The sequence below is a fragment of the Geothrix sp. 21YS21S-4 genome, assembly GCF_030845995.1.
In the GTDB taxonomy this organism is placed as follows: Bacteria; Acidobacteriota; Holophagae; order Holophagales; family Holophagaceae; genus Geothrix.
Genome location: NZ_CP132719.1, coordinates 1,379,232 through 1,400,783, shown reverse-complemented (window position 1 = coordinate 1,400,783; position 21,552 = coordinate 1,379,232). Strand labels below are relative to the sequence as shown.

22 protein-coding genes are annotated in these 21,552 nt (G+C 69.3%); 12 read left to right on the top strand and 10 right to left on the bottom strand.

The features are described 5' to 3' along the window. Nucleotides 1–8: 8 nt before the first annotated feature. On the bottom strand, nucleotides 9–1,496 hold the full coding sequence (locus RAH39_RS06330) for an acetyl-CoA carboxylase biotin carboxylase subunit (protein ID WP_373467352.1): 1,488 nt from the start codon (nucleotides 1,494–1,496) through the stop codon (nucleotides 9–11). A gap of 515 nt (nucleotides 1,497–2,011) precedes the next feature. On the opposite strand from RAH39_RS06330, the gene RAH39_RS06325 reads away from it, so the two are divergent. Next, nucleotides 2,012–2,455: a hypothetical protein gene (locus RAH39_RS06325; protein WP_306591963.1), complete on the top strand. Its 444-nt coding sequence runs from the start codon at nucleotides 2,012–2,014 to the stop codon at nucleotides 2,453–2,455. Between the two features lie 9 nt (nucleotides 2,456–2,464). Here RAH39_RS06325 and coaBC read toward each other — a convergent pair whose 3' ends face one another. Both coaBC and RAH39_RS06315 read right to left on the bottom strand, forming a co-directional pair. Next, complete coding sequence (gene coaBC, locus RAH39_RS06320; protein WP_306591962.1) at nucleotides 2,465–3,667, bottom strand: bifunctional phosphopantothenoylcysteine decarboxylase/phosphopantothenate--cysteine ligase CoaBC; 1,203 nt, start codon at nucleotides 3,665–3,667, stop codon at nucleotides 2,465–2,467. Next, the gene (locus tag RAH39_RS06315) at nucleotides 3,667–4,137 is read right to left on the bottom strand and encodes a DinB family protein (protein WP_306591961.1); all 471 of its coding nucleotides are present in this window, start codon (nucleotides 4,135–4,137) and stop codon (nucleotides 3,667–3,669) included. Before RAH39_RS06315 ends, coaBC begins: the two co-directional genes overlap by 1 nt. Nucleotides 4,138–4,219: 82 nt before the next feature. Here RAH39_RS06315 and RAH39_RS06310 point away from each other — a divergent pair, with 82 nt between their 5' ends. From RAH39_RS06310 to RAH39_RS06285, 6 genes are all read left to right on the top strand, one after another. Then, nucleotides 4,220–4,504: a DNA-directed RNA polymerase subunit omega gene (locus RAH39_RS06310; RefSeq protein WP_306591960.1), complete on the top strand. Its 285-nt coding sequence runs from the start codon at nucleotides 4,220–4,222 to the stop codon at nucleotides 4,502–4,504. A 146-nt stretch (nucleotides 4,505–4,650) separates the two neighbouring features. After that, entirely contained in the window at nucleotides 4,651–5,325 is a 675-nt protein-coding gene (locus RAH39_RS06305) for a TetR/AcrR family transcriptional regulator (RefSeq protein ID WP_306591959.1), read from the top strand. A 17-nt stretch (nucleotides 5,326–5,342) separates the two neighbouring features. Further along, nucleotides 5,343–6,299, top strand: a complete 957-nt coding sequence (locus tag RAH39_RS06300; protein ID WP_306591958.1) for an HlyD family secretion protein — start codon at nucleotides 5,343–5,345, stop codon at nucleotides 6,297–6,299. Beyond that, nucleotides 6,296–7,180, top strand: coding sequence for an ABC transporter ATP-binding protein (locus tag RAH39_RS06295; RefSeq protein WP_306591957.1), 885 nt, complete (start codon nucleotides 6,296–6,298; stop codon nucleotides 7,178–7,180). Before RAH39_RS06300 ends, RAH39_RS06295 begins: the two co-directional genes overlap by 4 nt. After that, nucleotides 7,173–8,102, top strand: coding sequence for an ABC transporter ATP-binding protein (locus RAH39_RS06290; RefSeq protein WP_306591956.1), 930 nt, complete (start codon nucleotides 7,173–7,175; stop codon nucleotides 8,100–8,102). The genes RAH39_RS06295 and RAH39_RS06290 overlap by 8 nt, the downstream gene beginning before the upstream one ends. A gap of 11 nt (nucleotides 8,103–8,113) precedes the next feature. After that, nucleotides 8,114–9,241 (top strand): ABC transporter permease, encoded by a 1,128-nt coding sequence (locus tag RAH39_RS06285; protein ID WP_306591955.1) that lies wholly within the window; start codon nucleotides 8,114–8,116, stop codon nucleotides 9,239–9,241. Between the two features lie 3 nt (nucleotides 9,242–9,244). Here the strand turns inward: RAH39_RS06285 and RAH39_RS06280 are convergent, their stop codons facing one another. Next, the gene (locus RAH39_RS06280; protein ID WP_306591954.1) at nucleotides 9,245–10,054 is read right to left on the bottom strand and encodes a DODA-type extradiol aromatic ring-opening family dioxygenase; all 810 of its coding nucleotides are present in this window, start codon (nucleotides 10,052–10,054) and stop codon (nucleotides 9,245–9,247) included. A 91-nt stretch (nucleotides 10,055–10,145) separates the two neighbouring features. On the opposite strand from RAH39_RS06280, the gene RAH39_RS06275 reads away from it, so the two are divergent. From RAH39_RS06275 to RAH39_RS06260, 4 genes are read left to right on the top strand one after another with little or no spacing between them, the layout of a single operon-like run. Next, nucleotides 10,146–10,874, top strand: a complete 729-nt coding sequence (locus RAH39_RS06275) for a pyridoxine 5'-phosphate synthase (protein WP_306591953.1) — start codon at nucleotides 10,146–10,148, stop codon at nucleotides 10,872–10,874. Further along, a complete protein-coding gene (locus tag RAH39_RS06270) occupies nucleotides 10,871–11,248 on the top strand; it encodes a response regulator (protein ID WP_306591952.1) in 378 nt (125 codons plus the stop codon). The genes RAH39_RS06275 and RAH39_RS06270 overlap by 4 nt, the downstream gene beginning before the upstream one ends. Then, nucleotides 11,245–12,063, top strand: a complete 819-nt coding sequence (locus RAH39_RS06265) for a DUF4388 domain-containing protein (protein ID WP_306591951.1) — start codon at nucleotides 11,245–11,247, stop codon at nucleotides 12,061–12,063. Before RAH39_RS06270 ends, RAH39_RS06265 begins: the two co-directional genes overlap by 4 nt. Before the next feature lie 19 nt (nucleotides 12,064–12,082). Then, a complete protein-coding gene (locus RAH39_RS06260; protein WP_306591950.1) occupies nucleotides 12,083–13,009 on the top strand; it encodes a methyl-accepting chemotaxis protein in 927 nt (308 codons plus the stop codon). Nucleotides 13,010–13,138: 129 nt separating this feature from the next. Here the strand turns inward: RAH39_RS06260 and RAH39_RS06255 are convergent, their stop codons facing one another. Both RAH39_RS06255 and RAH39_RS06250 read right to left on the bottom strand, forming a co-directional pair. Further along, the gene (locus tag RAH39_RS06255) at nucleotides 13,139–13,825 is read right to left on the bottom strand and encodes a fumarylacetoacetate hydrolase family protein (protein WP_306591949.1); all 687 of its coding nucleotides are present in this window, start codon (nucleotides 13,823–13,825) and stop codon (nucleotides 13,139–13,141) included. A gap of 22 nt (nucleotides 13,826–13,847) precedes the next feature. Then, complete coding sequence (locus tag RAH39_RS06250; RefSeq protein WP_306591948.1) at nucleotides 13,848–14,768, bottom strand: tyrosine recombinase XerC; 921 nt, start codon at nucleotides 14,766–14,768, stop codon at nucleotides 13,848–13,850. A 32-nt stretch (nucleotides 14,769–14,800) separates the two neighbouring features. Between RAH39_RS06250 and RAH39_RS06245 the strand changes: the two genes are divergently transcribed. Next, nucleotides 14,801–16,630 (top strand): AMP-dependent synthetase/ligase, encoded by a 1,830-nt coding sequence (locus RAH39_RS06245; RefSeq protein ID WP_306591947.1) that lies wholly within the window; start codon nucleotides 14,801–14,803, stop codon nucleotides 16,628–16,630. A gap of 284 nt (nucleotides 16,631–16,914) precedes the next feature. Here RAH39_RS06245 and RAH39_RS06240 read toward each other — a convergent pair whose 3' ends face one another. From RAH39_RS06240 to RAH39_RS06225, 4 genes are all read right to left on the bottom strand, one after another. Then, nucleotides 16,915–17,421, bottom strand: a complete 507-nt coding sequence (locus RAH39_RS06240; RefSeq protein ID WP_306591946.1) for a protein-tyrosine phosphatase family protein — start codon at nucleotides 17,419–17,421, stop codon at nucleotides 16,915–16,917. Between the two features lie 306 nt (nucleotides 17,422–17,727). After that, nucleotides 17,728–19,098 carry an oxygen-independent coproporphyrinogen III oxidase gene (hemN, locus tag RAH39_RS06235; RefSeq protein ID WP_306591944.1) on the bottom strand — a complete coding sequence of 457 codons (1,371 nt, stop codon included), beginning with the start codon at nucleotides 19,096–19,098 and terminating at the stop codon, nucleotides 17,728–17,730. Nucleotides 19,099–19,223: 125 nt separating this feature from the next. Beyond that, nucleotides 19,224–20,210, bottom strand: a complete 987-nt coding sequence (hemE, locus tag RAH39_RS06230; protein WP_306591943.1) for a uroporphyrinogen decarboxylase — start codon at nucleotides 20,208–20,210, stop codon at nucleotides 19,224–19,226. 77 nt (nucleotides 20,211–20,287) lie between these two features. After that, entirely contained in the window at nucleotides 20,288–21,541 is a 1,254-nt protein-coding gene (locus RAH39_RS06225; protein ID WP_306591942.1) for a glutamate-1-semialdehyde 2,1-aminomutase, read from the bottom strand. Nucleotides 21,542–21,552 lie beyond the last annotated feature (11 nt).

Below are 21,552 nucleotides of genomic sequence, written 5' to 3'. Positions count from 1 at the left end.
CTCCTTGGCTACAGACGGTTGAACCGGCCCCAGTGCTTCCATGCGTCGAGCGGACCGCCCGCGGAGGGCTGGGCGGCCCGGCGCTCCTCCGCTTCCAGTTCGTGGAGAAGCGCCGCGGCCACGGCGGACTGAAGGTCGGGCCCCTGCCCTTTGCGCTTCCAGAAGGGCTTGTCGAGCATCCCCGTGTGGAGCGCGCCTTCGCGGAAGGGGCCGTGTTCCATCAGCGCTTCGTGGAAGGCGATGTTGTGGCGGATTCCCCCGATGCGGTACTCCCCCAGGGCGGCGCGCATCCGGTCGATGGCCTCCAGGCGCGTGGGTCCCCAGGCGCTCAGCTTGCTGATCATGGGGTCGTAGAACATGGGCACGTCGGCGCCTTCGTACACGCCGCCGTCGTCCCGCACGCCGGGGCCGCTGGGGGTCCGCAGGAAGGTGATCCGCCCGGGGCTCGGCATGAAGTTCTTGTCCGGATCCTCCGCGTAGACGCGGCATTCGACGGCCCATCCGTTCAGCGGAATCTCCTCCTGGGCCAGCGGCAGCGCCTCGCCGCGGGCCACCAGGATCTGCCACTTCACCAGGTCGAGGCCCGTGATCCATTCGGTGACGGGGTGCTCCACCTGCAGGCGCGTGTTCATCTCCAGGAAGTAGAAATTGCGGTCCGCGTCCGCCAGGAACTCCACCGTGCCGGCGCCCACGTAGTTCACGGCGCGCGCCACCTTGAGGGCGGCTTCGCCCATGGCCTTCCGCATCTCCGGCGTGACGTGGGGGCTGGGTGCCTCTTCGATCACCTTCTGGTGGCGCCGCTGGACGGAACATTCGCGCTCGTGGAGGTAGACGTGGTTGCCGTGGGCGTCGGAGAAGACCTGGATCTCAATGTGGCGCGGCTGGAGGATGGCCTTTTCCACGTAGACCGAATCGTCGCCGAAGCTGGACAGCGCCTCGCCTCGGGCGCGCGCCAGAGCCGAGGCGAACTCCTCGGGCTTCTGCACCAGGCGCATCCCCTTCCCGCCGCCGCCCATGGCGGCCTTCAGCATCACGGGGAAGCCGATCTTCTCGGCGGCGACGAGGAGGGCCTCGTCCGCCATGGTCTCCTGGATGCCCGGAACGACAGGACAACCCGCGGCGATGGCCACTTCCCGGGCCGCGGTCTTGGAGCCCATCTTCACGATGGCCTCCGCGGGCGGGCCGATGAACGTGATCCCCGCCGCCGCGAACACCCGAGCCGCTTCGGCGTTCTCGGAAAGGAAGCCGTAGCCGGGATGGACCGCGTCGGCGCCGCTGCGCAGGCAGGCGTCCAGGATCTTCTCCACCACCAGGTAGCTCTCCCGCGCCGGGGCCGGACCGATGCAGTAGGCCTCGTCCGCCATCCGGACGTGCAGCGCTCCGCGGTCCGCCTCCGAGTACACCGCCACCGTGGGAATGCCCATCGCGCGGCAAGTCCGGATCACCCGGACGGCGATTTCCCCGCGGTTCGCAATCAGGATCTTGGTCACGCCCATAGGTTCGTCCTCACTCGAAGCATTCCATCCGCCGGCCTGCGCGGGGACCTGGCCCTGATCGCTGCGCTCCCACTCCCTCGCTTCGCTCTTTCGCGGAAGGGCCATCGTCCCCGCGGTTCGCAATCAGGATCTTGGTCACGCCCATAGGTTCGTCCTCACTCGAAGCATTCCACCCGCCGACCTGCGCGGGGACCTGGCCCTGATCGCTGCGCTCCCACTCCCGCGCTGCGCTCCTTCGCGGAAGGGCCATCGTCCCCGCGATTCGCAATCAGGATCTTGGTCACGGGCATCAGGTCATCCTCGGGTGATATCGGGAAGGGAAGGCTTTAAAGATCACCGCCAAGAGGCCAAGGGCGCCAAGAAAAAGAACACGGGGAAAATCCGGCGCGGGCATGTTGAGGGGTTCAGTCTTCTTTCATTACCTTGGCGTTCTTGGCGCCTTGGTGGTGATCCTTATCTTTTTCATGAAACGCCTCCCCATCGGGAGGAACCTCGGAGTCGGGCATGATGGAGGGGTGCGATCCTCCAGCCTAGCAAACCCGCTGCTCGCCTTCACGCTGGGGCTCTCCGCCCTCCACTGCGGACGGAAGGGCGACCCCATTCCCCGGCCGCGGGCGGCGGCGGAGGCCATGGAGGCGCGGCTGGAAGGGTTGAGGAAGATCCGGCTGGTGCTCCCTTCGCGGGACGTGAAGGGCGATTCGCTGGCGGGGGTTGAACTGGTGCGGGTCCTGTACATGCCCCTGGGCCTCACCCAGCCCACGCCCGACGACGTCTTCAGCCGCGGCGAAGTCGTCCTGGAGCGTCGCCGCCCCGACCTTCCGGGGCCCGGCGAGCCGCTCGTCCTCGATCTCAAGTCCCTGCACCGGCCCCAGGGCTGGATCGTGGTCGTCGCGGTGCGCCTCGGGAACATCCCCGGCCGCCCCAGCGGCGTCCTTCCCTGGGTGGATCCGGCGCTGTAGGAGCGCTCCTCAGCCCTGCCGGGCTTCCAGGCGGCGGGCCCACCACTGGACGACGGCGCGGGCGAGCTGGTCCTTGGGAAGGGGACCGATGGCGGGATGGGGACCCTCGGACGTGATGGGGGTCAGGGCGTTGTCCTGGGCGCCGAAGCCGCGCCCCCCCTGGATGTCGTTCACCAGGACCGCGTCGAGGCCCTTCTTGAGCAGCTTGCCCTGGGCGTGGCCCAGGTGCTGCTCGCTCTCCGCGGCGAATCCCACGGCCCACTGGTCCGGGCGCCGGGCGGCGGACAGCCGCGCCAGGATGTCCGGGGTCCGCGTCAGGACCAGGGTCTCGTTCCCTTCGAGCTTCTTGGCCTTTTCCGCGGCGGGCGATTCCGGCCGCTGGTCGGCCACGGCGGCGGCGGCCACGAGGCCATCGGCGGCAGTCCACCGGGCTTCGCAGGCCTCCAGCATGTCCTGGGCGCTCCGCACCCGGAGGGTCTCCACGCCCCAGGGCGCGGGAAGGTCGCCGCCGAGAACCAGCTGCACCCGGGCGCCGGCGTCGCGGAAGGCCCGCGCGAGTTCGATGCCCATCAGGCCGGTGCTGCGGTTGGTGAGGGTGCGGACCGGATCCAGATCCTCCCGGGTGGGACCCGCGGTGATCAGGACGGTCCGCCCGGCCAAAACCGGCAGCTTCGGCGCGCCGTGGACCTGGATCGCTTCGGCGATGACGGCCACTTCCGCCAGCTTGCCCGAGCCTTCCTCCCCGCAGGCCAACACGCCCTCGCCGGGTTCCACCACCGCGTGGCCGAAGGAGCGCAGCCGGTCGAGGTTGGCCTGAACCGCCGGGTGCTCCCACATCCCCGTGTTCATGGCGGGGGCCCAGAGGATCGGCGCCCGGGTCGCCAGCAGCACGGTGCTGAGCAGGTCCGAAGCCAGGCCGTTGGCGGCCTTGCCCAGGATGTTCGCCGTGGCGGGGACCACGGCCACCAGTTCGGCCCAGCGCGCCAGCTCGATGTGCTCGATGTTGGGAACCGCGCGCCATTCGCCCTGGTCGGGATTGGCGCCGTAGCAGGGCTCGCCGGTCAGGCTGCTGAGGGTGAGCGGGGTGATGAACCGCGCGCCGGCTTCGGTGAGGATGCAGCGCACCCGGTGGCCGCGGTTGGCGAGGAGGCGGGCCAGGTCGGCGGCCTTGTAGGCGGCCACGCCGCCGGTGATGCCCAGGATGATCTGCATCAGATGGCTCCAGGAAGGCCGTACAGCTTGCGGGCGAGCCCCAGTTGGCCCAGGTGGTAGCACTCGTGCCGGAAGAGGAACGCCACCACCTGCTCCAGCGGCTGGTCCACGCGCAGGGCGGGATTCCAGGTGGGGCGGTCCCAGTCGGCCAGGATCTCGAAGGCCTCGCCCAGGGTCCCGTCCAGGGCGCGGAAGGTCTCCACCAGCGCCGGCCACGCCAGGTGGGCCTCGATGCCCGAAGTCCCCCCGCCGTAGTGCGTGCTCCAGGCGGGATCCTCGACAGGTTTCGCTCCGGCCAGCTCCAGCAGGCGCCGGCGGGTGAGGATCAGGTGGCCCAGGAGCCAGGCGGCGGAGGCCACGTCCGGCGCGGGCCGGCGGCCCGCCAGTTCCTCGGTGAGGTCCCCGCCGTTCCGCTCCAGGAGCCGGAGGTTGCCCCCGAAGGCCGCGCGCCAGAGTCCGCCCCGATCCATCGCCCCTCCAGAAAGCCCCCATCCTACTCCAACCGTTGCCGGAGGCCCGTCCGGATGCTATGCTTCCTGGTTCGGAGTGCCCATGACCCAGCGCACCATCGTTCGTGTCCCGGAAGAAATCGCCAATAAGTACCGTTTCGTCGTCGTGGCGGGCAAGCGGTGCGACCAGCTTCAGCGCGGCGCCTTCCCCAAGGTGGAAGTGATCGTGCCCGTGAACAAGCACGGCCAGGCCCAGGACGCCCCCAAGCTCGCCTCCTTCTGGGGCCAGGTGGCGGTGGCCGAGGTCGAGGAAAACCGAATCGCCTTCGAGGAAGCCGAGATCGTCGCCCTCGAAGACACCACGGTCGTGCCCATCTCCAGCGAATAGGCCTTCGCCGCGTCCCCTTCAAGCCCTCGGTCATTCGGGGGCTTTTTCATGGCCGGCAAGTATTTCTACACGCGATGAAATAAGGCCTTGTCCGGGCACCGCGCTCAGCCCATGATTCAACGTGCGTTGAATTTGGAGCCCCCGGCATGCCCCAATCCGTCCCCCGTCCCCGCGGTCCCAAGCCCCACCGGGTGGCGCCCGACCAGATCCTGGACGCGGCCCAGGCCGTCTTCACACGGGAAGGACTGCGGGCCGCGAGCCTCCGCGCCATCGCCCGCCAGGCCGGTTGCGATCCGGCGCTGATCTACTACCACTTCGACAGCAAGGAGGCGATGTTCACCGCCCTCCTGGACCGTCGGATCCCGCCCCTGGTGGAGGATCTCCAGCGCTTGGCGGATCCCGCCGACGCCCGGCCCATGCCGCTCCGCCTGTGGGACGTCCTGGGCATCTACCAGCGGCGGCTGGGCGGCGATGCCGGCCTCCGGAGCCTCATCCGCGGGGAGATCGTGAAGGGAGCAGAGGGCATCCACGCCCTCATCCAGGAGAAGGTGCTGGGCGCGGGAGCCTATGTCCGCGCGCTGCTCCAGCAGGGCGTCGCCCGGGGCGAGATCCGGCCCGACATCCATCCGCTCCTCACCACCTTCTTCCTGGTGCGGCTCCAACTGGAAATCCTCGACCTCCTGCCCGTCGTGGGCGCCCACGTGATGGGGCTGGCCCCGGAAGTGGCCGTGGCCGAGGGCGAGCGCGCCTGGCTCCAGCTCTTCTGGCGGGGGATCGCCGCCGATCCCTTCGCCCCCCTTCCGCCCCTTCCCGCCCGCTGATCGCCGACGAGGCCCCCATGCGCAAGCTCCCCGCCCTCTTGGTGCTTCCCGTGCTGCTCCTGGCCTGCCGCCGGGATCCGCGTCCCCTGCTGAACGGCCGGGTGGAGGCCTACCTCACCGACCTCGGCCCCCGAGCCGGGGGACGGCTGCTGGAACTCACCGTTCGCGAGGGCCAGCGGGTGAAGGCCGGCGATCTCCTGGCGCGGGTGGCGGCCGAGGAGCTGGACGCCGCGGTGCTGCGCGATCAGGCGGGCTTCGACAGCGCCGAGGCCAAGCGGCTGGAGCTGGACCGGGGCACCCGCGCCGAGGAGATCGCCCAGGGCGAGGCCCGGGTGCGGGACGCCGAAGCCGCCGTGAAGCTCGCGGACGAGAACCTCCTCCGCACGCGCCGCCTCTTCCAGGACACCGTCCTGTCCCAGGCCGAGCTGGACCGCGCCGTGGCCGAGCGCGACCGGGCCGCCGCCACCCTCCACCTCCAGGCCAAGGCCCTGGCGGAACTCCGCGCCGGCGCCCGCATCGAGCAGCGGCAGGCAGGCTCCGCCGAAGCCCGGAAGGCCCAGGCCGTCCTCCAGCAGAGCCGCGTCCAGGCCGGCTTCACCGAGGTCCGCGCGCCCTTCGACGGCGTCGTCACCCACCGCCTCCGCGAGCCGGGCACCGTCCTCACGGCGGGCCAGCCCGTGGTGACCCTGGCCCGCCTGGATCAGCTGTGGGTCCGCGTCTACCTGCCCCAGCCGCTCCTCAGCCGCGTGCGGATCGGGGCTTCCGTGGGGGTCGAGACCGAGGACAAGCGGACGTTCCAGGCCACCCTGGACGAGATCGGATCCGAGGCCGAGTTCACCCCGAAGATGGTCGAGAGCCGCGAAGAGCGCGTGAACCTGGTCTATCCCGCCCGGGTGAACCTGCCCGGCGGGTGGGACAAGGGCCTGGTTCCCGGCGCGGCCGTGGACGTGCGCCTCGCGGATCCCGCGCGATGAGCCTGCTGGAAGCCCACGGCCTGGCGTGCCGCTTCGGCGCGAAAGAAGCCGTGAAGGGCCTAGACCTCACCCTGTCCGAGGGCGACCTGGTGGGGCTCATCGGCCCCGACGGCGCCGGAAAGACCACGACCTTCCGGGTGCTGGTGGGCCTCCAGAAAGCCACCGGCGGCAACCTCGCGCGCCACGTGGACCGCCGGGAGATCAGTTACGTGCCCCAGGCGTTCAGCCTGGCGCCGGACCTCACTGTGGGCGAGAACCTGCGGTTCCAGGCCGGGCTGTTCAGTCTGGCGGACCCCGCGCCGCGGATCCGGCGCCTGCTGGAATCCGTGGACCTGGCGCGCTTCGAGGACCGTCCCTCCGGCGCCCTCTCCGGCGGAATGAAGCAGAAGCTCGCGCTCTGCGCCGCCCTGCTGACCGAGCCCCGGCTGCTCCTCCTGGACGAGCCCACCACCGGCGTGGATCCCGTCAGCCGCCGCGAATTCTGGGAGCTGCTGCACGCCGTCCACGACGAGGGCGTGGCGATCCTGTTCTCCACGCCCTACATGGACGAGGCCGAGTACGCGCACCGGATGCTGCTGATGCACGAGGGGCGGATCCTGCAGGAAGGCGATCTCGCGTCCTTCCGGCGGGGGTTGCCCGGGCTCGTGTTCCACCTGGTGAGCGCCCGCCGGCGAGAGACCCGGGAAGCCCTGGGCGCTTTGAATCCCCTCGACGTCTCCGCCGAAGGCGAGGCGCTCCGCGTGCGGTTTCCCGAGCAGGATTCCGAACCCCTGCTCGCGCGGCTGGCGGCCCTTCCCGGCGTCCAGCAAGTTCGTCTGGCCGAGGCCAGCCTCGAAGACGTGTTCCTCCACGCCCTGGCCGCGGGAGAGGTCCATGCCTGAGCCCGTTCTGCAGGTCCGCGGCCTCACCCGCCGGTTCGGCGACTTCACGGCGGTCTCGGACCTCTCCTTCGAGATCGAGCGCGGGGAGATCTTCGGATTCCTCGGCCCCAACGGCGCGGGCAAGAGCACCACGATCCGAATGCTGTGCGGCGTGCTGGCCCCCAGCGCGGGCGAGGCCTGGGCCCTGGGCCGCGACCTGTTCACCGAGGCCGACCGGGTGCGCGCCCGGATGGGCTACATGAGCCAGAAATCCAGCCTGCTCACGGATCTCACCGTGGCGGAGAACCTCCGCTTCTTCGGCGGGCTGTACGGGCTGCAGGGCGCGCGGCTGGCGTCGGAAGCCGAGTTCCGGCTGAAGGAGATGCAGGTGTGGGACCACCGGGACCTGCTGGTGTCGGCCCTGTCCACCGGAGAGCGGCAACGGGTGGCCCTCGCCGCGGCCACCCTCCACCGGCCCGAGGTGCTGTTCCTGGACGAGCCCACCAGCGGCGTCGATCCGCTGAGGCGGCGCCTGTTCTGGGAGTCCATGGACCAGCTCGCCGCCGAGGGGATGAGCATCCTCGTCACCACCCACAACCTCGCCGAGGCCGACCAGTGCGACCGCCTGGCCTTCATCCTCGGCGGCCGGCTGATGGCCTACGGGCGGCCCCGCGCGCTGAAGGAGGCGCTGGGGCGCCAGGTCGTGGAGCTGCGCGGAGAGGGCTTCCGCGAACTCCGCGCCGCCGCGCGCGCCCATCCCGAGGTCCTGGCGGCCGAGCTGCTCGGGCGCAGCGTCCGGCTGTCGCTGCCCGCCGACGCGGATTCGGCGCCCCTCCTCGCCGCATTGCGGGCGGAAGGCCACACCTTCCAGGCGCTGCCGCCCGACCTGCCCTCTCTCGAAGACCTGTTCGTGGACCTCGTCCAGCGCAGCCGCGCTGCCTAAGGAATCCGGCCATGTGGAACCGCATCCGAGCCCTGGTCTGGAAGGAATTCCTGCAGCTCCGCCGGGACCGGCTGACCCTGGCCTTCGCGCTGGGGATGCCGCTCATGCAGCTGGTCATCTTCGGCTACGCCATCGACTACGACGTGAAGCACATGCCCGCCGCCGTCCTGGACGAGTCCCGCAGCCAGGAGAGCCGCAGCTTCGTGGACGGCCTGGTGGCCACCCAGTACTTCGACGTGAAGGCCCAGGTGGCCTCCGAGGCCGATCTGCGGGCCGCCCTGGACCGGGGGAAGGCGCAGGTGGGCGTATGGTTCCCGCCGGACTACGCCCGCCGCATCCGCTCGGGCGGGACCGGCGAGGTGATGATCATCGTGGACGGCTCCAGCCCCACCACCGCTTCCAACGCCATGGCCACGGCCCAGGGCGTCGGCCAGCTCCGCAACACGCAGCTGCTGTTCGACCGCATGGGCTACGGCGGCGCCGCCAAGCCGGTGATGCCCGTGGAGGTGCGGATCCGGCCCTGGTACAACCCCGACCTCCGCAGCCCCACCTTCATCGTGCCGGGGCTCGTGGGCGTCATCCTCTCCATGACCTGCATCATGTTCTCGGCCAATGCCATCGTTCGGGAGAAGGAGCGCGGCACCCTGGACCAGGTGCTGGTCACGCCCGTGACACCCCTCGAGCTCTTTGCGGGCAAGGTGATCCCCGTGGTGGCGATGGCCTACCTCCAGATGACCGTCCTGTTCGGCGTGGCGCACCTCTTCTTCCAGGTGCCCGTGGCGGGTTCCGTCCTCCTGCTCTACCTGATGGCGGGCCTGTTCATCGTGGCCATGCTCGGGATCGGGATCCGCATCTCCACCGTGGCCCAGAGCCAGGGCCAGAGCGCCCAGATGAGCATGCTGACGTTCCTGCCCTTCGTGTTCCTCAGCGGCTACATCTTCCCGCGGGAGAGCATGCCCACGCTGTTCTACGCCCTGGGCGAGCTGATGCCCCTCACCCACTTCCTGGTGATCATGCGGGCCATCGTCCTGCGCGGCGCGGGGCTGGAGGCCTTCTGGCCCGAAGTCCTCAAGCTGCTGGGGCTCGGCGCGGTCATCTGGGGCATGGCTCTCCGCAGCCTCAAGCGAGCGGAGGCCTGACGCTCAGGCGAAGCGCCAGCTCCGCAGGCTGAGACTCCCGAGTTGCCACCCCTCGAAGACCAGTGTCCCCGCGCTGCCCGCGGCGCCGAGGGCCACGAACAGCGGATCGAAGTGTTCGGAGGTCGGGACCGATTCCGCGGCCCCGGGGGCCCGCCGCCAGTCCGCCAAGGCGGCGGCGTCGCCTTTCGCCACCTTCGCTTGGACCCAGGCGTCGAAGGACGCGCCCCAGGCGGGCGGCGGGGCGTCGCCCTCCCAGTTCACGCGGCGGAGGTTGTGCACCACCCCGCCGCTCCCCAGGATCAGCACGCCGGAATCCCGCAGCGGCGCCAGGGCGCGGCCGGCGGCCAGCAGGCTCTCCGGCGTGCGGGGACGCGGGAGGGAGAGCTGGATCACGGGCACGTCGGCCTCCGGCGCCAGGTACCGCAGGGGCACCCAGGCGCCGTGATCCAGGGGCCGCGCGGGATCCAGTTCCGCCTCCAGGCCCGCGGCCCGCAACAGCTCGGCGGCCTCCGCGGCCACGTCCGGCGCGCCGGGCGCGGGGTAGTCGAGGGCGTACAGCGCCTCCGGAAAGCCGCCGAAATCGTGCATCACGCCGGGCCGGACCGCGGAAGACAAACGGAAGGGACCGGGCGCCTCCCAGTGGGCGGAACACACCAGCACGGCCCGCGGCCGCGGCACTTCCCGCCCCAGCGCCGTCAGCGCCGCGCCCCAGGCTTCCCCGTCCAGGCCGAGCATCGGCGAACCGTGGGCGAGGAACAGGACGGGAGGGAAGGAAGGAGAGGCGGCCATGGGAACCAAGGGTGAACCGATCATTTACATGTTTCAACTCCTTTTTGCGCTGAAATCTTCCATCCGCAGGCCTGACGCGGAGGTAAGCTAAGGAAGATCAACCCCGGAGCCCCCATTGACCCCCAGGCTTGGCGTCAACGTCGATCATGTGGCCACCCTCCGGCAGGCCCGGGGCGGGCATGAGCCCGAACCCGTGGCCGCCGCCCTCCTGGCGCAAAGCGCCGGCGCGCAGGGGATCACGGTCCATCTCCGCGGCGACCGGCGCCACATCCAGGACCGGGACCTCCGGGTCCTGAAGGACGTCCTGGCCGTTCCCCTCAACGTGGAGTGCGCTGCCAATCCCGAGGCCCTGGAGGCCGTCATCCCGGCCCGGCCGTCGTGGGTGACCCTGGTCCCGGAGAGCCGCGAGGAACTCACCACCCAGGGGGGGCTGGACGCCATCTTCCTCCAGGGGATGCTGCGCCCCATCATCCGCGAACTGCGGAGCGCCGGGATCCGGGTGAGCCTGTTCGTGGATCCCGTCCTCGACCAGGTGAAGATGTCCGCCAAGCTGGAGGCCGACGCGGTGGAGCTGAACACCGGGGTCTACAGCGACCTGCCCATGGATTCCGATGCCACCGCCGAAGTGGCGCGGATCCGCGACGCGGCGCGCCTGGGCAGCCGCCTCGGGCTCCGCGTCCTGGCGGGCCATGGCCTGAACCTCCAGAACGTCGGCCCCATCGCGGCCATGCCCGAGATCGAGGAGCTCAACATCGGCCACAGCATCATCGGCCGGGCCGTGCTCGTGGGCCTGGAGCGGGCCGTGAAGGAGATGCTCGGCACCCTCGCGGAAGCCCGCACATGAGCACCATCCTGGTGGTGGACGACGATTCGGAGATCCGCCAGATTCTCCGGGAGTATCTCGAACTCGAAGGCCACCGCGTCCTGGAAGCCATGGACGCCAGCTCCGCGCGCCGCACCCTGGCCCAGGAGAAAGTGGACCTGATGTTCTTGGACGTCCTGATGCCCGGCGAGAGCGGCCCGTCCCTGTGCCACTCCATCAAGGCCGATCCGGAGTGCAGCGACATCAAGGTAGTCCTCCTCACGAGCTACAGCGACGAGCGGGCCTGGCAGCAGGGCCTGCGCTCCGGCGCGGACCTCTTCGCGGTGAAGCCCATCACCCGAGAGCGGATCCACGTCCTGCTCCAGGAGCTGCTTCCCGCCGGGGAGCGGCCGTGAGCAACCTCCGCGGCGCCCTGGAGAGCATCTCCCTCACCGACGTGGTCCAGCTCCTCCACGTCAACCGGAAGACGGGCATGCTCCAGGTCAGCTCGGGCCGCGTGGGCGGCGTGCTCTATTTCAGCCGCGGCGAAGTGATCCACGCCGAGACCCATGCCGCCAAGGGCGAGACGGCCGCCTTCGAAATCCTGGAGTGGGTCACGGGCCAGTTCGAATTCCTCACCACCCAGGTGCAGAACCCCACCACCATCCGCCGGACCGTCCCCGACCTCCTGATGGATTCGGCCCGCCTCCAGGACAGCCGGAAGCGACTGTACACCATCTTTCCCCGGCTCACCGCCGTGCCCTGGCCCACCCTGCCCGCGCCCCGGCTCCTGGAGGGGATCAAGCTGTTCACGGAAGAGCGCCGGGTGCTGCCGTTCTTCGACGGGTACCGCGATTTCCGGGAGATCATGGCGGCCTCCGGCCAGCACGACGTGGCGGTGCTCCAGGCCGCGTCGATCCTGCTGGAAGCCGGCAGGCTGGAGCTGATTGAACCCGACGCCCCCGTGGCCGTGGCGCCCCTCCGGACGGGGCTGTTCAAGCGGGGCGACCACGTGGAGCTGCCCAAGGCCCTGGAAGGCCGCTGGACCGCCGCCGGGCCCTACCGGCAGGGCATTCGGAACCTCCGCGTCCTCTGGCCGAAGGGCCCCGCCGTGGAGCGGGTGGAGTTCGTGGCCGGCCTTCCGGAAGCCCAGATCGCCATTCCGCGAGAACTCATGCAGGCCTGGGGACTGGCCGAAGGGACCCAGGTGCAGGTGAGGCCCGCCCCCTGAGGACGCACCCGGAGTTCCCATGACCGACGCCCCAGACCAGAATCCCCTTGGCTTGAACGAACCCCTGGTGGCCGAGTTCCAGGCCAGCCGCGAGCGTCTGGATCAGCGCCTCATCAACCTGGAGGAGCTGATCAGCGACCTCCGCCGCGAACTGCAGGGCGATTCCCAGGCCAGCCTCCTGCGCCTCGCCCAGGCGGCCCAGGACATGGCCAACGGCCGCGTCTACCAGAAGATCGACATCGAGGCGAAGGGCGAGCTCGGAGCCCTGGTCTCCAGCATCAACCAGACCCTGCTCAACCTCCAGCAGCTCGACGCGTCGGTGAAGCACCAGAGCACCCAGGTGCCCGAACTGGCGGCCCAGCTGGACGCCATCACCACCGACACGGAAGAGGCCACCCAGAGCGTCATGAACCGCCTGGACAGCCTGATGGCCGCCAGCGACGACGCCTCCAAGGCCCTCCAGGGCTGCCAGGACGCGATGGCCAACCACGCCGAGCGCCAGGCCCAGTTGGGCGAGGCCGTCACCGGCTTCCTCGATCGCGCCGCCGGCGGCGAGGATCGGACCGCCCTGGCCCAGGAGGTCCTGGAATTCCTGTTCGCCCAGCAGGTGGAGCCCCCCGCTCCGGCCGCCGACCTGGCGCCCACCAAGCTCCTGCTTCAGCGGGTGAGCGACGAGGCCTTCGAGATCCTGAACATCCTGCAGTTCCAGGACATCACCCGCCAGAAGATCGAGAAGGTGGTGATCCTCCTCAAGCAGTTCCAGGGTGGCCTCAACCGGCTGCTGGTGATCTTCAACATCCACACCGCCGGCCTCGGCGGCGGCGAGGGCTTCGCCGAGCGCCGCGTCGCGACCCAGGACCGGATCTTCGACACCAGCCTCGAAGCCGACAGCAAGAAGGACAGCGTCGACGACATCATCGCCCAGTTCAAGAAGGGCGGGAGCTGAGGCGAGTCCGGCCGGGCGGCTTCCGACCGCGCGGTGTTCAAAAAGATAAAGATCACCACCAAGACACCAAGAAAAGCCTTCTTCTGTTCTTGGTGGTGAGAAAGCAATCCTGGGTCTTGATCGCCGGTATCAGACCAGGACGATCTCCAGCTCCCCGACGCGGTCGATGCCACAGCGGATGCGGTCGCCGGGCACCACGGCGCCCACGCCCGCGGGCGTGCCCGTGAAGACCAGGTCGCCGGGCGCGAGGGTCAGGTAGGACGACAGGTGGGCGATCACCTCGGCCACGCTCCAGGTCATCTGGCCCAGATCGCCCCGCTGCCGCTCCTGGCCGTTCACGGCCAGCCAGATGGCGCCGGAGGTCGGCTTTCCCAGCCGGTCCGCGGGCACGAGGTCCGAGATCGGCGCGGACTGGTCGAAGCCCTTCGCCAGCTCCCAGGGGTGGCCCTTGTCCTTGAACTTCGCCTGGAGGTCCCGCCGGGTGAGGTCGATGCCCACGGCGTAGCCGTAGACGCACTCCAGGGCCCGTTCCACGGGGATATCGCGACCGCCCGCCTTCAGGGCCGCCACCAGTTCCACTTCGTAGTGCAGGTTCGAGGTGGCGGGGGGATAGGCGATCTCTCCGCCGCGGGGGACCAGCGCGTCCTGGGGCTTTCCGAAGAAGAACGGCGGCTCGCGCTGGGGATCGCCGCCCATCTCCCGGGCGTGGTCCGCGTAGTTCCGCCCCACGCAGTACACCCGCCGCACGGGGAAGGTCCCATCCGAATCGGCGACGCGGAGCACGGGAACGGCGGGGGCGGGAATGACGAATGCCATGGGGGCTCCAGGGAAGCGCGGCTCAGCTCTTCGCGCGGGGGTGGGCCTTCTCGTAGGTGCGGGCCAGTTCCTCCAGCCCCAGGTGAGTGTAGCGCTGGGTGGTGCTGAGGCTGGCGTGGCCCAGCAGCTCCTGGATCGCGCGGAGGTCCATTCCGCGGTTGAGGAGGTGGGTGGCGAAGCTGTGGCGCAGGGCGTGGGGGCTCACCCGCGACCGGACCGCGGCAGCCTCCAGCGCGGCGCGGAGGAGGGCTCGGACGCTCGTGGGCGTCAATCGTCCGCCGCGCTGGTTGAGGAACAGCGCCGGGGTGGAAGGCAGTTCGCGGGCGGCCAGGAAGGCTCCGCGAAACCCCAGATACGTCCCCAGGATCTCCGCGGCCTGGGCGTGGTACGGGACCAGCCGCTCCTTCCGCCCTTTGCCCAGCACGCGCAGGGTGCGCTGCTCCGACAGCAGGTCCTGGAGATCCAGCCCCACCAGCTCCGACACGCGCAGGCCCGACGCGTAGAGCAGCTCCAGCAGGCAGGCCAGCCGCGCCGAGGGGAAATCCACGGCGGGCGGCAGGTCCAGCAGCGCCTGGCTCTCGCCCTCGGTTAGGAAGGCCGGGAGGCGCTTCGGCTGCTTGGGATTCCGCAGGCCGGAGGCGGGGTTCTTCTCGATGCGCCGGGTCTCCCACAGCCACTTGAAGAAGCTGCGGGCCGTGGACAGGATCCGCGCCTGGCTCGCCGGATCCAGGCCGCGGTCGCCCAGTTCCAGGGCGAAGCCGCGCAGGGTCCGCGCGCTGACCTCCCACCCCTCCCACCGGCTGCGGACGGCGTGGTCCAGGAGCTTCGCGAGATCGCCTCCCTGGGCCCGCGCGGTGTGCGAGGAAACGCCCCGGGCGCGCTGCTCCAGATGGAAGGCCTGGATCCCCTCGCCCAGCGGCGGCGCGCCCTTCCCTGCTACCATGCCCTCACATCCCCAAGTGTCCCGGAGTCATTGTGGCGCAGCCCATCGAGACCATTGCCCAGCTTTTCTACGCGGCCACGGAGAAGAACCTGCCGGATGCCCTCGCGGCGCGGCGGAAAGGGGTCTACGAGCCCATCTCCCACCGGGAGGTGGTGGCCCGCGTGGAGCGGCTGGCCCTGGCGATGGCGGCCCGGGGCCTGAAGGCCGGCGACCGGGTGGCGCTGATGTCCGAGAACCGCCCGGAATGGGCCATCGCCGATTTCGCCTGCGCCATCCAGGGGCTGCCCGACGTCACCATCTACGCCACCCTGAACGCCCCCCAGGCCGCCTACATCCTCCAGGACAGCCAGGCGCGGTGGGTGTTGTGCTCCACCCGCGAGCAGCTGGACAAGGTGCTCGCGCACTGGGACCAGCTTCCGGAACTGGAAGCGGCTGTCCTGTTCGACGGAGAACTGCCCTCGGGAACCGGCCGCACCCTCCTCACGTGGGAGGATCTCCAGCGGGAAGGCGAGGCCATGGAGGCGCGGCGCCCCGAGGTGCGCCAGTGGGCGGCGGACCGCAAGGCTTCCGACCTGCTCACCCTCATCTACACCTCGGGCACCACCGGGGATCCCAAGGGCGCGATGCTCACCCACGGGAACCTCGTGTCCAACGTCCTGGCGGCCCGGGCCACGGTGGACGTCATCGGGGACAACGAGCGCGCCCTCAGCTTCCTGCCGCTGACCCACATTTTCGAGCGCATGGCGGGCCACTTCCTGTGGTTCCACGTGGGCGCCTCGATCTACTACGCGGAGAGCGTCAACACCGTCGCGGCCGACATGCTGGAGGTGCGCCCCACGGTGATGGCCTCGGTGCCCCGCATCTACGAGAAGATCTTCGCCAAGATCTACGACACGGTCTCCTCCGGCAGCTTCGTCAAGCGGCTGATCTTCCACTGGGCCATGCTGGCGGGACGCCAGGCCGTTCCCTACCTGATGAAGGGCCAGCAGCCCCCCACGTGGAAGGGGATGTGGTACCGGACGGCCCAGGCGGTGGTCTTCGAAAAGATCCGCCAGCGGACCGGCGGGCGGCTGAAGATCGCCATCAGCGGCGGCGCGCCCCTCGGCGGCAAGATCATGGAGTTCTTCTGGATCCTGGGCCTCCCCATCCTGGAGGGCTACGGCCTGACGGAGACCAGCCCCGTCATCACCGTGAACCGCTTCGGCGAAGTGGTGCCCGGGTGCGTGGGACGGCCCCTCTACGAGGAATGGAACGGGCGGCCCTTCGTCAAGATCGCGGAGGATGGCGAAATCCTGTGCCAGGGGCCCAACATCATGCTGGGCTACTGGAACAACCCCAAGGCCACCCGCGAGGCCATCGACGACGAAGGCTACTTCTCCACCGGCGACATCGGCCATTTCGACGACGAGGGGCGCCTCTACATCACCGACCGCAAGAAGGAGCTGCTCGTCACCAGCGGCGGGAAGAAGGTCGCGCCGCAGCCCATCGAGAACCGCCTGAAGGAGGACAAGTACATCTCCCAGGCGGTGCTGATCGGCGATCAGCGGAACTACATCACCGCCCTCATCGTCCCCAATTTCGACGGCCTGGTGCGCTGGGCCGGTTACAAGAAGATCGCCTTCAAGTCCCACGCCGACCTGATCCGGAATCCCCAGATCTACGCCAAGGTGGGCAGCCGGGTGGAGCGCATCAACGAGCAGCTGTCGAACTACGAGCGCATCAAGAAGATCGTCCTTCTGGACCAGGAGATGACCCTCGAAGGCGGCCAGCTCACGCCTTCGCTCAAGGTGAAGCGCCGGGTGGTCAACCAGATGTACGCCGCCCAGATCGAAGGGATGTACGCCGAATCCAAGGACGCCTGATCCAAGGAGCGATCAGGGCGGGACGTCGGCGAAGCCAGGTAGAGCCGATTCCCGGAACTCCAGGAAAAGCAATCTCCAAAGCGGAGGAGAACCGCGGGGCGGAGGAAAACGGAAAAGGTTCTCTCCGGTGTCCTCCGCCCCTCGGTTCTCCTCAGCTTTCATTTCCTGGCGACGCCCATCGCGGAGACTCCATGACCGCCGACGCTTTCCTTGGCGTTCTTGGCGTTCTTGGCGCCTTGGCGGTGATCTTTTTCTTTGAACGCAAAGAGCCGTGAGCTCCAGTTTCAGGCTTGGCCGTGCTTCCGCAGGTAGCGCCGGACGGCCTCCTGGGTCTCGGGCAGCTTTAGGCCCGCTTCTCCTGCCACGCGGAGGGCCTCGGTCAACGGCATGCCCCGATCCAGCACCAGCCACGGACAAACGACCGCGGCGGCGCGGTTGCCGTTGCTGCAGTGGATGAGGATCCGGGCGCCCCGCGGCAGGTCGCGGAGCAGCGCCCTGACGAAATCGAAATCGCCGTCCGGCGGAGCCTTCCCCAGGGCGTAGCGCTGGTACTGGATCCCCAGTTCCTGCAGCCGGGCCGCCTCCGCCTGACAGTCGGCGCCGGGCTCCTCGTCCCGCCGCAGGTCGAGGACGTGGGTGAATCGGTACCGCTTCAGCGCCTGGGAAATGCCTTCGGCGGGCGCCGCCGCCAGGACGAAGATTCCCGGACGCACCTCCACGGCGCCGGGCGCGGGAGCGTCCTGGGCCTGGAGCGCCAGAACGGGAAGCAGGAGCAGCGACAACCGGGACATGGAACCCTCCGCGACGCGCCTGGATCGCCAGGCGGATTCGCGGAGACCACCGGAGGGGCCGCGGAAACGAAGCCGGCCCCAGCGGGCGGGTCTCCACGGCGTTCAATGTAGGCCTTTGGGTCAGCTATTCAAGGACGGTCCGCGTCGGCCGCAGACGGATTTGCATCCAAAAGATAAAGATCACCCCCAAGCCGCGAAGGCACCAAGAGAAGCGAAGTCAGGTCCTGACGCTCCTCTTGGTGCCCTTGCCTTGGTGGTGAGAATGCTTTTCAGCTCCTGATCGCAATCCAAGGATCGGAGACGGTCTCAGACGGTGCGCGAGAACGGCGTCTTGGCGCTGAGGCGGGCCAGGTAGGCGTCGAAGGGCTGCACCAGGTTCCGGACGAAGCGGCGCCCGAGCTGCGTGATGAAGATGCCCTCGGACCGGATCTCCACGGTGCCCTGGGGGATCTCCGCCCGGAGCTGCTCCACGGCGTCGGCGAACAGGACCGGGCCGTCCACCCCGAAGCGGGCGTTCAGATCCTCCCACCGCAGCTCGAAGTGCCCCATCAGGCGATGGATCAGCCACCGCCGCAGCTCGTCGTCCTCGGACAAGCGGTGGCCCTTGTGGATCGCCAGGTGGCCGTCCGTGATGCTGCGCTCCCACTTGGCGAGGATCTTCTCGTTCTGGGCGTAGGCCCCGCCCACGTTGGAGATGGCGCTGGGGCCGAAGCCCAGCAGGTCGGTCCCCGCGGCCACGGCGTAGCCCATGAAGTTGCGGATCAGGCGGCCCTCCTGCACGGCCTTCGCCATGGGGTCGTCCGGATGGGCGAAGTGGTCCATCCCGATGGCCACGTAGCCCGCCTTCTCCAGGATGTCCGACGCCAGGAGAAGCAGGTCCAGCCGCAGGGCCGGCGAGGGCAGCGTCTCCGCGGGGATGCTCCGCTGGAAGGGCATGATGCTCGGCAGGTAGGCGAACCCGTAGATGGCCATCCGGTTGGGGGACAGCTCCAGCGTGGATTCCAGCGTCCGGCGGAAGGTGTCCATGGTCTGGCCCGGCAGGCCGTAGACCAGATCCAGGTTCACGCCGTCGAAGCCCAGCTCCCGGCACTGGCGCATGGCGGTGAGGGTGTGATCCCAGGTCTGGCCGCGGGTGATGAGGGCCTGCACGTTCTCGTCGAGATCCTGCACGCCGAACGAGACGCGGTTGAAGCCCAGCTCCCGGAGGGTCGGCAACTGGTCCGGCTCCAGGAAGGTGGGATCCACCTCGATGGCGATCTCCGCGCCCGGCTGGAACTCGAACCGGTCCTTGAACAGGTTGAAGGTCCGCTTGAGGTCGGGGGCCGTCAGGTAGGTGGGCGTCCCCCCGCCCCAGTGGAGCTGGAGGACCTTGCGGCGGTCCTTGAGCCGGGCGCAGACCAGATCCAACTCCTTGGTCACCGCCTCCAGGTAGCTCTCCACGGGATCGTACTGGGGGCTGACGACGACGTTGCAGCCGCAGTAGGCGCAGCGGCGCGGGCAGAAGGGGATGTGCAGGTACAGCGACAGGGCCTCGTCCGACCGCGCATTGGCCCGCTCCACGGCCGCCAGGACCTCGGCCTCCGGGAAATCGTCGGACCAGGCGGGAGGCATGGGATAGCCCGTGTAGCGCGGGCCGGGGCGGTCGTAGCGGCGGATGAGATCGGCGAGCTGGGTCATGGGGAGGATCCGATCAAACTGAGGGAGAACTGATTACCACCAAGGCACCAAGCCACCAAGAACTGCTCAAGAATCTTTTTTTCAGTGTCTTTCTTGGTGTCTTGGCGTCTTGGTGGTGATCTTTTTCAGGCCTTTACTTCGTCCAGCACCGCCCCGACCACGGCGGGATCGGTCTCCGGGGTGAGCCCGTGGCCCAGGTTGAAGATGTGGGGGTGGCCCTTCATGGCGTCCACGATGGCGCGGGCCTTCCGAGTGGCGGTCTCCTTGCCGGCCAGCAGCGCGACGGGGTCCAGGTTGCCCTGGAGCACCATCTGGGGGAAGCGGCGGCGGGCCTCGGCGATGGGCACCTGCCAGGGCACGGCCAGCCCCTTGCACGGCAGCTGGTTCAGCGAATCCGGCAGGTAGCCCGTCCGGGCGAAGAACAGCGTCGGCGCGGCCGTCACCTGGGACAGGGTGCGCTCCACGGCGGGCAGCGCGAAGGTCGCGTAGTCGTCGGCGTCCAGTTCGCCCGCCCAGGTGTCGAAGAGCTGTACGCCCTGGGCACCGGCTCCGATGTGCAGGTTGAGCAGCCGGGCGGCGGCGTCGGCCAGCTTGTCCATCCATTTGCGGGCGAGCACGGGCTCCTGGTGGAGGAAGGCCTTGGCCTTCGCCCAGCTCTTGCTGCCCTTCCCTTCGATGCCGTAGGCCAGCAGCGTCCATGGGGCGCCCGCGAAGCCAAGCATCGTCACCTTGGCGGGCAATTCCGCCTTCACCTTGCGGATGGCGGCGCAGACGGGCTCGAACACCTTCTCGTCCAGGGGCCGGTCGATGTCGATCTGATCCAGCGTCTTCCCGATGCGGGGGCCGCCCTCGGGAATCGTCACCTCGCAGCCCAGGGCGTCGAGAATCACCAGGATGTCGCTGAAGATGATGGCGCCGTCGATCTGGGGAAAGCGGCGGATGGGCTGGAGCGTCACTTCCGCCGCCAGATCGGAGTCGTTCAGGAGCTGTTCGAAGGTGGCCTTGGCCCGCACGGCGCGGTACTCCGGCAGGAACCGCCCCGCCTGGCGCATGAACCAGACCGGGGGCTTGTCGAGGGCGTTGCCGTTGAGCACATGGAGAAGAGGCTGCATGAAGACTCCTGAATTCTTAACCGCAGATGTCGCAGGTGGCGCAGATGAAAACCGCGAACGCCATCTGCGGTTCCAAACTAAAATTCCTTGGCGACGGCGGCCACGGCCTGCTTGAAGTGGGCCAGTTCGGGTTCGCCGTGGGCGGCGCCGAGGAAGGCCACTTCGTAGCCGCTGGGCGGCAGGTAGACGCCCTGGTCGAGGAGCGCCCGGTGGAGGCGGTTGAAGCTGCTGATCGCCTCGCCCTGCACCGCGTCGCTGCGGCGGACGCCGTCCTGGAACAGGGGCCACAGCAGGCTCCCGTAGCGGGGGCAGCGGAGGCCGGGAATGGCCTCGAAGGCCGCGGCCCAGGCTTCGGCGTTCGCTTCCAAGCCCGCGTAGAAAGCAGGCGTCAGTTTCTCCATGGTGGCGAGGCCCGCGGCCATGGCCACGGGATTGCCCGACAGGGTGCCCGCCTGATAAACGGGGCCGTCCGGCGCCACGACGCCCATGATGTCCTTCCGGCCGCCGTAAAGGCCCACCGGCATCCCGCCGCCGATGATCTTGCCGTAGGTGGCGAGGTCCGGCGTGATCCCCAGGCGCTCCGCCGCGCCGCCCGGCGCCACGCGGAACCCGCTGATGACCTCGTCGAATACGAGGACCACTCCGTGCTTCGTGCACAGCTCGCGCAGGCGCTTGAGGAACTCGGGGCGCTGAAGCAGCAGCCCGTTGTTGGCGGGGATGGGCTCGATGATGGCCGCGGCCAGCTCGTTCCCGATCTCCGCGAAGGTCCGCTCCAGGGTTTCCAGATCGTCCAGGGACACCACGGAGGTCAGCTCGGCGAAGGCCTTGGGCACGCCGGCGCTGGTGGGGGCGCCGAAGGTGACGAGGCCGGAGCCCGCCTTCACCAGGAGGGCATCGCTGTGGCCGTGGTAGCAGCCCTCGAACTTCAGGATCCGCTCGCGGCCGGTGAAGCCCCGCGCCGCGCGGAGGGCCGACATCACGGCCTCCGTCCCCGAGGAGACGAAGCGCATCTTCTCCACGAAGGGCACCATCTCCTTGATCCGGCGGGCCAGGGCCAACTCGCGACGGCTGGGGGCGCCGAAGGTGAGGCCCTCGTGCATGGCCTCGTTCACCGCCGCCAGGATGTCGGGATGGGCGTGCCCCAGGATCAGCGGGCCCCAGGACATGCAGAGGTCCAGGAAGCGCTGTCCGTCCTCGTCCTCGAACCACGCGCCCGAGGCCTTCTTGAAGAACTTGGGCGTGCCCCCCACCGCGCGGAAGGCGCGGACGGGGCTCGAGACGCCGCCGGGAAAGTGCGTCAGGGCCTCTTGGAACAGGGTCTCGTTGCTCATGAAAAACCTCT

Coding starts and splice junctions, on each gene's coding strand:
- RAH39_RS06330 (WP_373467352.1), bottom strand. CDS start 1,496: ATGGGCGTGACCAAGATCCTGATTGCGAACCGCGGGGAAATCGCCGTC.
- coaBC (WP_306591962.1), bottom strand. CDS start 3,667: ATGCAGATCATCCTGGGCATCACCGGCGGCGTGGCCGCCTACAAGGCC.
- RAH39_RS06315 (WP_306591961.1), bottom strand. CDS start 4,137: ATGGATCGGGGCGGACTCTGGCGCGCGGCCTTCGGGGGCAACCTCCGG.
- RAH39_RS06310 (WP_306591960.1), top strand. CDS start 4,220: ATGACCCAGCGCACCATCGTTCGTGTCCCGGAAGAAATCGCCAATAAG.
- RAH39_RS06305 (WP_306591959.1), top strand. CDS start 4,651: ATGCCCCAATCCGTCCCCCGTCCCCGCGGTCCCAAGCCCCACCGGGTG.
- RAH39_RS06300 (WP_306591958.1), top strand. CDS start 5,343: ATGCGCAAGCTCCCCGCCCTCTTGGTGCTTCCCGTGCTGCTCCTGGCC.
- RAH39_RS06295 (WP_306591957.1), top strand. CDS start 6,296: ATGAGCCTGCTGGAAGCCCACGGCCTGGCGTGCCGCTTCGGCGCGAAA.
- RAH39_RS06290 (WP_306591956.1), top strand. CDS start 7,173: ATGCCTGAGCCCGTTCTGCAGGTCCGCGGCCTCACCCGCCGGTTCGGC.
- RAH39_RS06285 (WP_306591955.1), top strand. CDS start 8,114: ATGTGGAACCGCATCCGAGCCCTGGTCTGGAAGGAATTCCTGCAGCTC.
- RAH39_RS06280 (WP_306591954.1), bottom strand. CDS start 10,054: ATGATCGGTTCACCCTTGGTTCCCATGGCCGCCTCTCCTTCCTTCCCT.
- RAH39_RS06270 (WP_306591952.1), top strand. CDS start 10,871: ATGAGCACCATCCTGGTGGTGGACGACGATTCGGAGATCCGCCAGATT.
- RAH39_RS06260 (WP_306591950.1), top strand. CDS start 12,083: ATGACCGACGCCCCAGACCAGAATCCCCTTGGCTTGAACGAACCCCTG.
- RAH39_RS06255 (WP_306591949.1), bottom strand. CDS start 13,825: ATGGCATTCGTCATTCCCGCCCCCGCCGTTCCCGTGCTCCGCGTCGCC.
- RAH39_RS06250 (WP_306591948.1), bottom strand. CDS start 14,768: ATGGTAGCAGGGAAGGGCGCGCCGCCGCTGGGCGAGGGGATCCAGGCC.
- RAH39_RS06240 (WP_306591946.1), bottom strand. CDS start 17,421: ATGTCCCGGTTGTCGCTGCTCCTGCTTCCCGTTCTGGCGCTCCAGGCC.
- hemN (WP_306591944.1), bottom strand. CDS start 19,098: ATGACCCAGCTCGCCGATCTCATCCGCCGCTACGACCGCCCCGGCCCG.
- hemE (WP_306591943.1), bottom strand. CDS start 20,210: ATGCAGCCTCTTCTCCATGTGCTCAACGGCAACGCCCTCGACAAGCCC.
- RAH39_RS06225 (WP_306591942.1), bottom strand. CDS start 21,541: ATGAGCAACGAGACCCTGTTCCAAGAGGCCCTGACGCACTTTCCCGGC.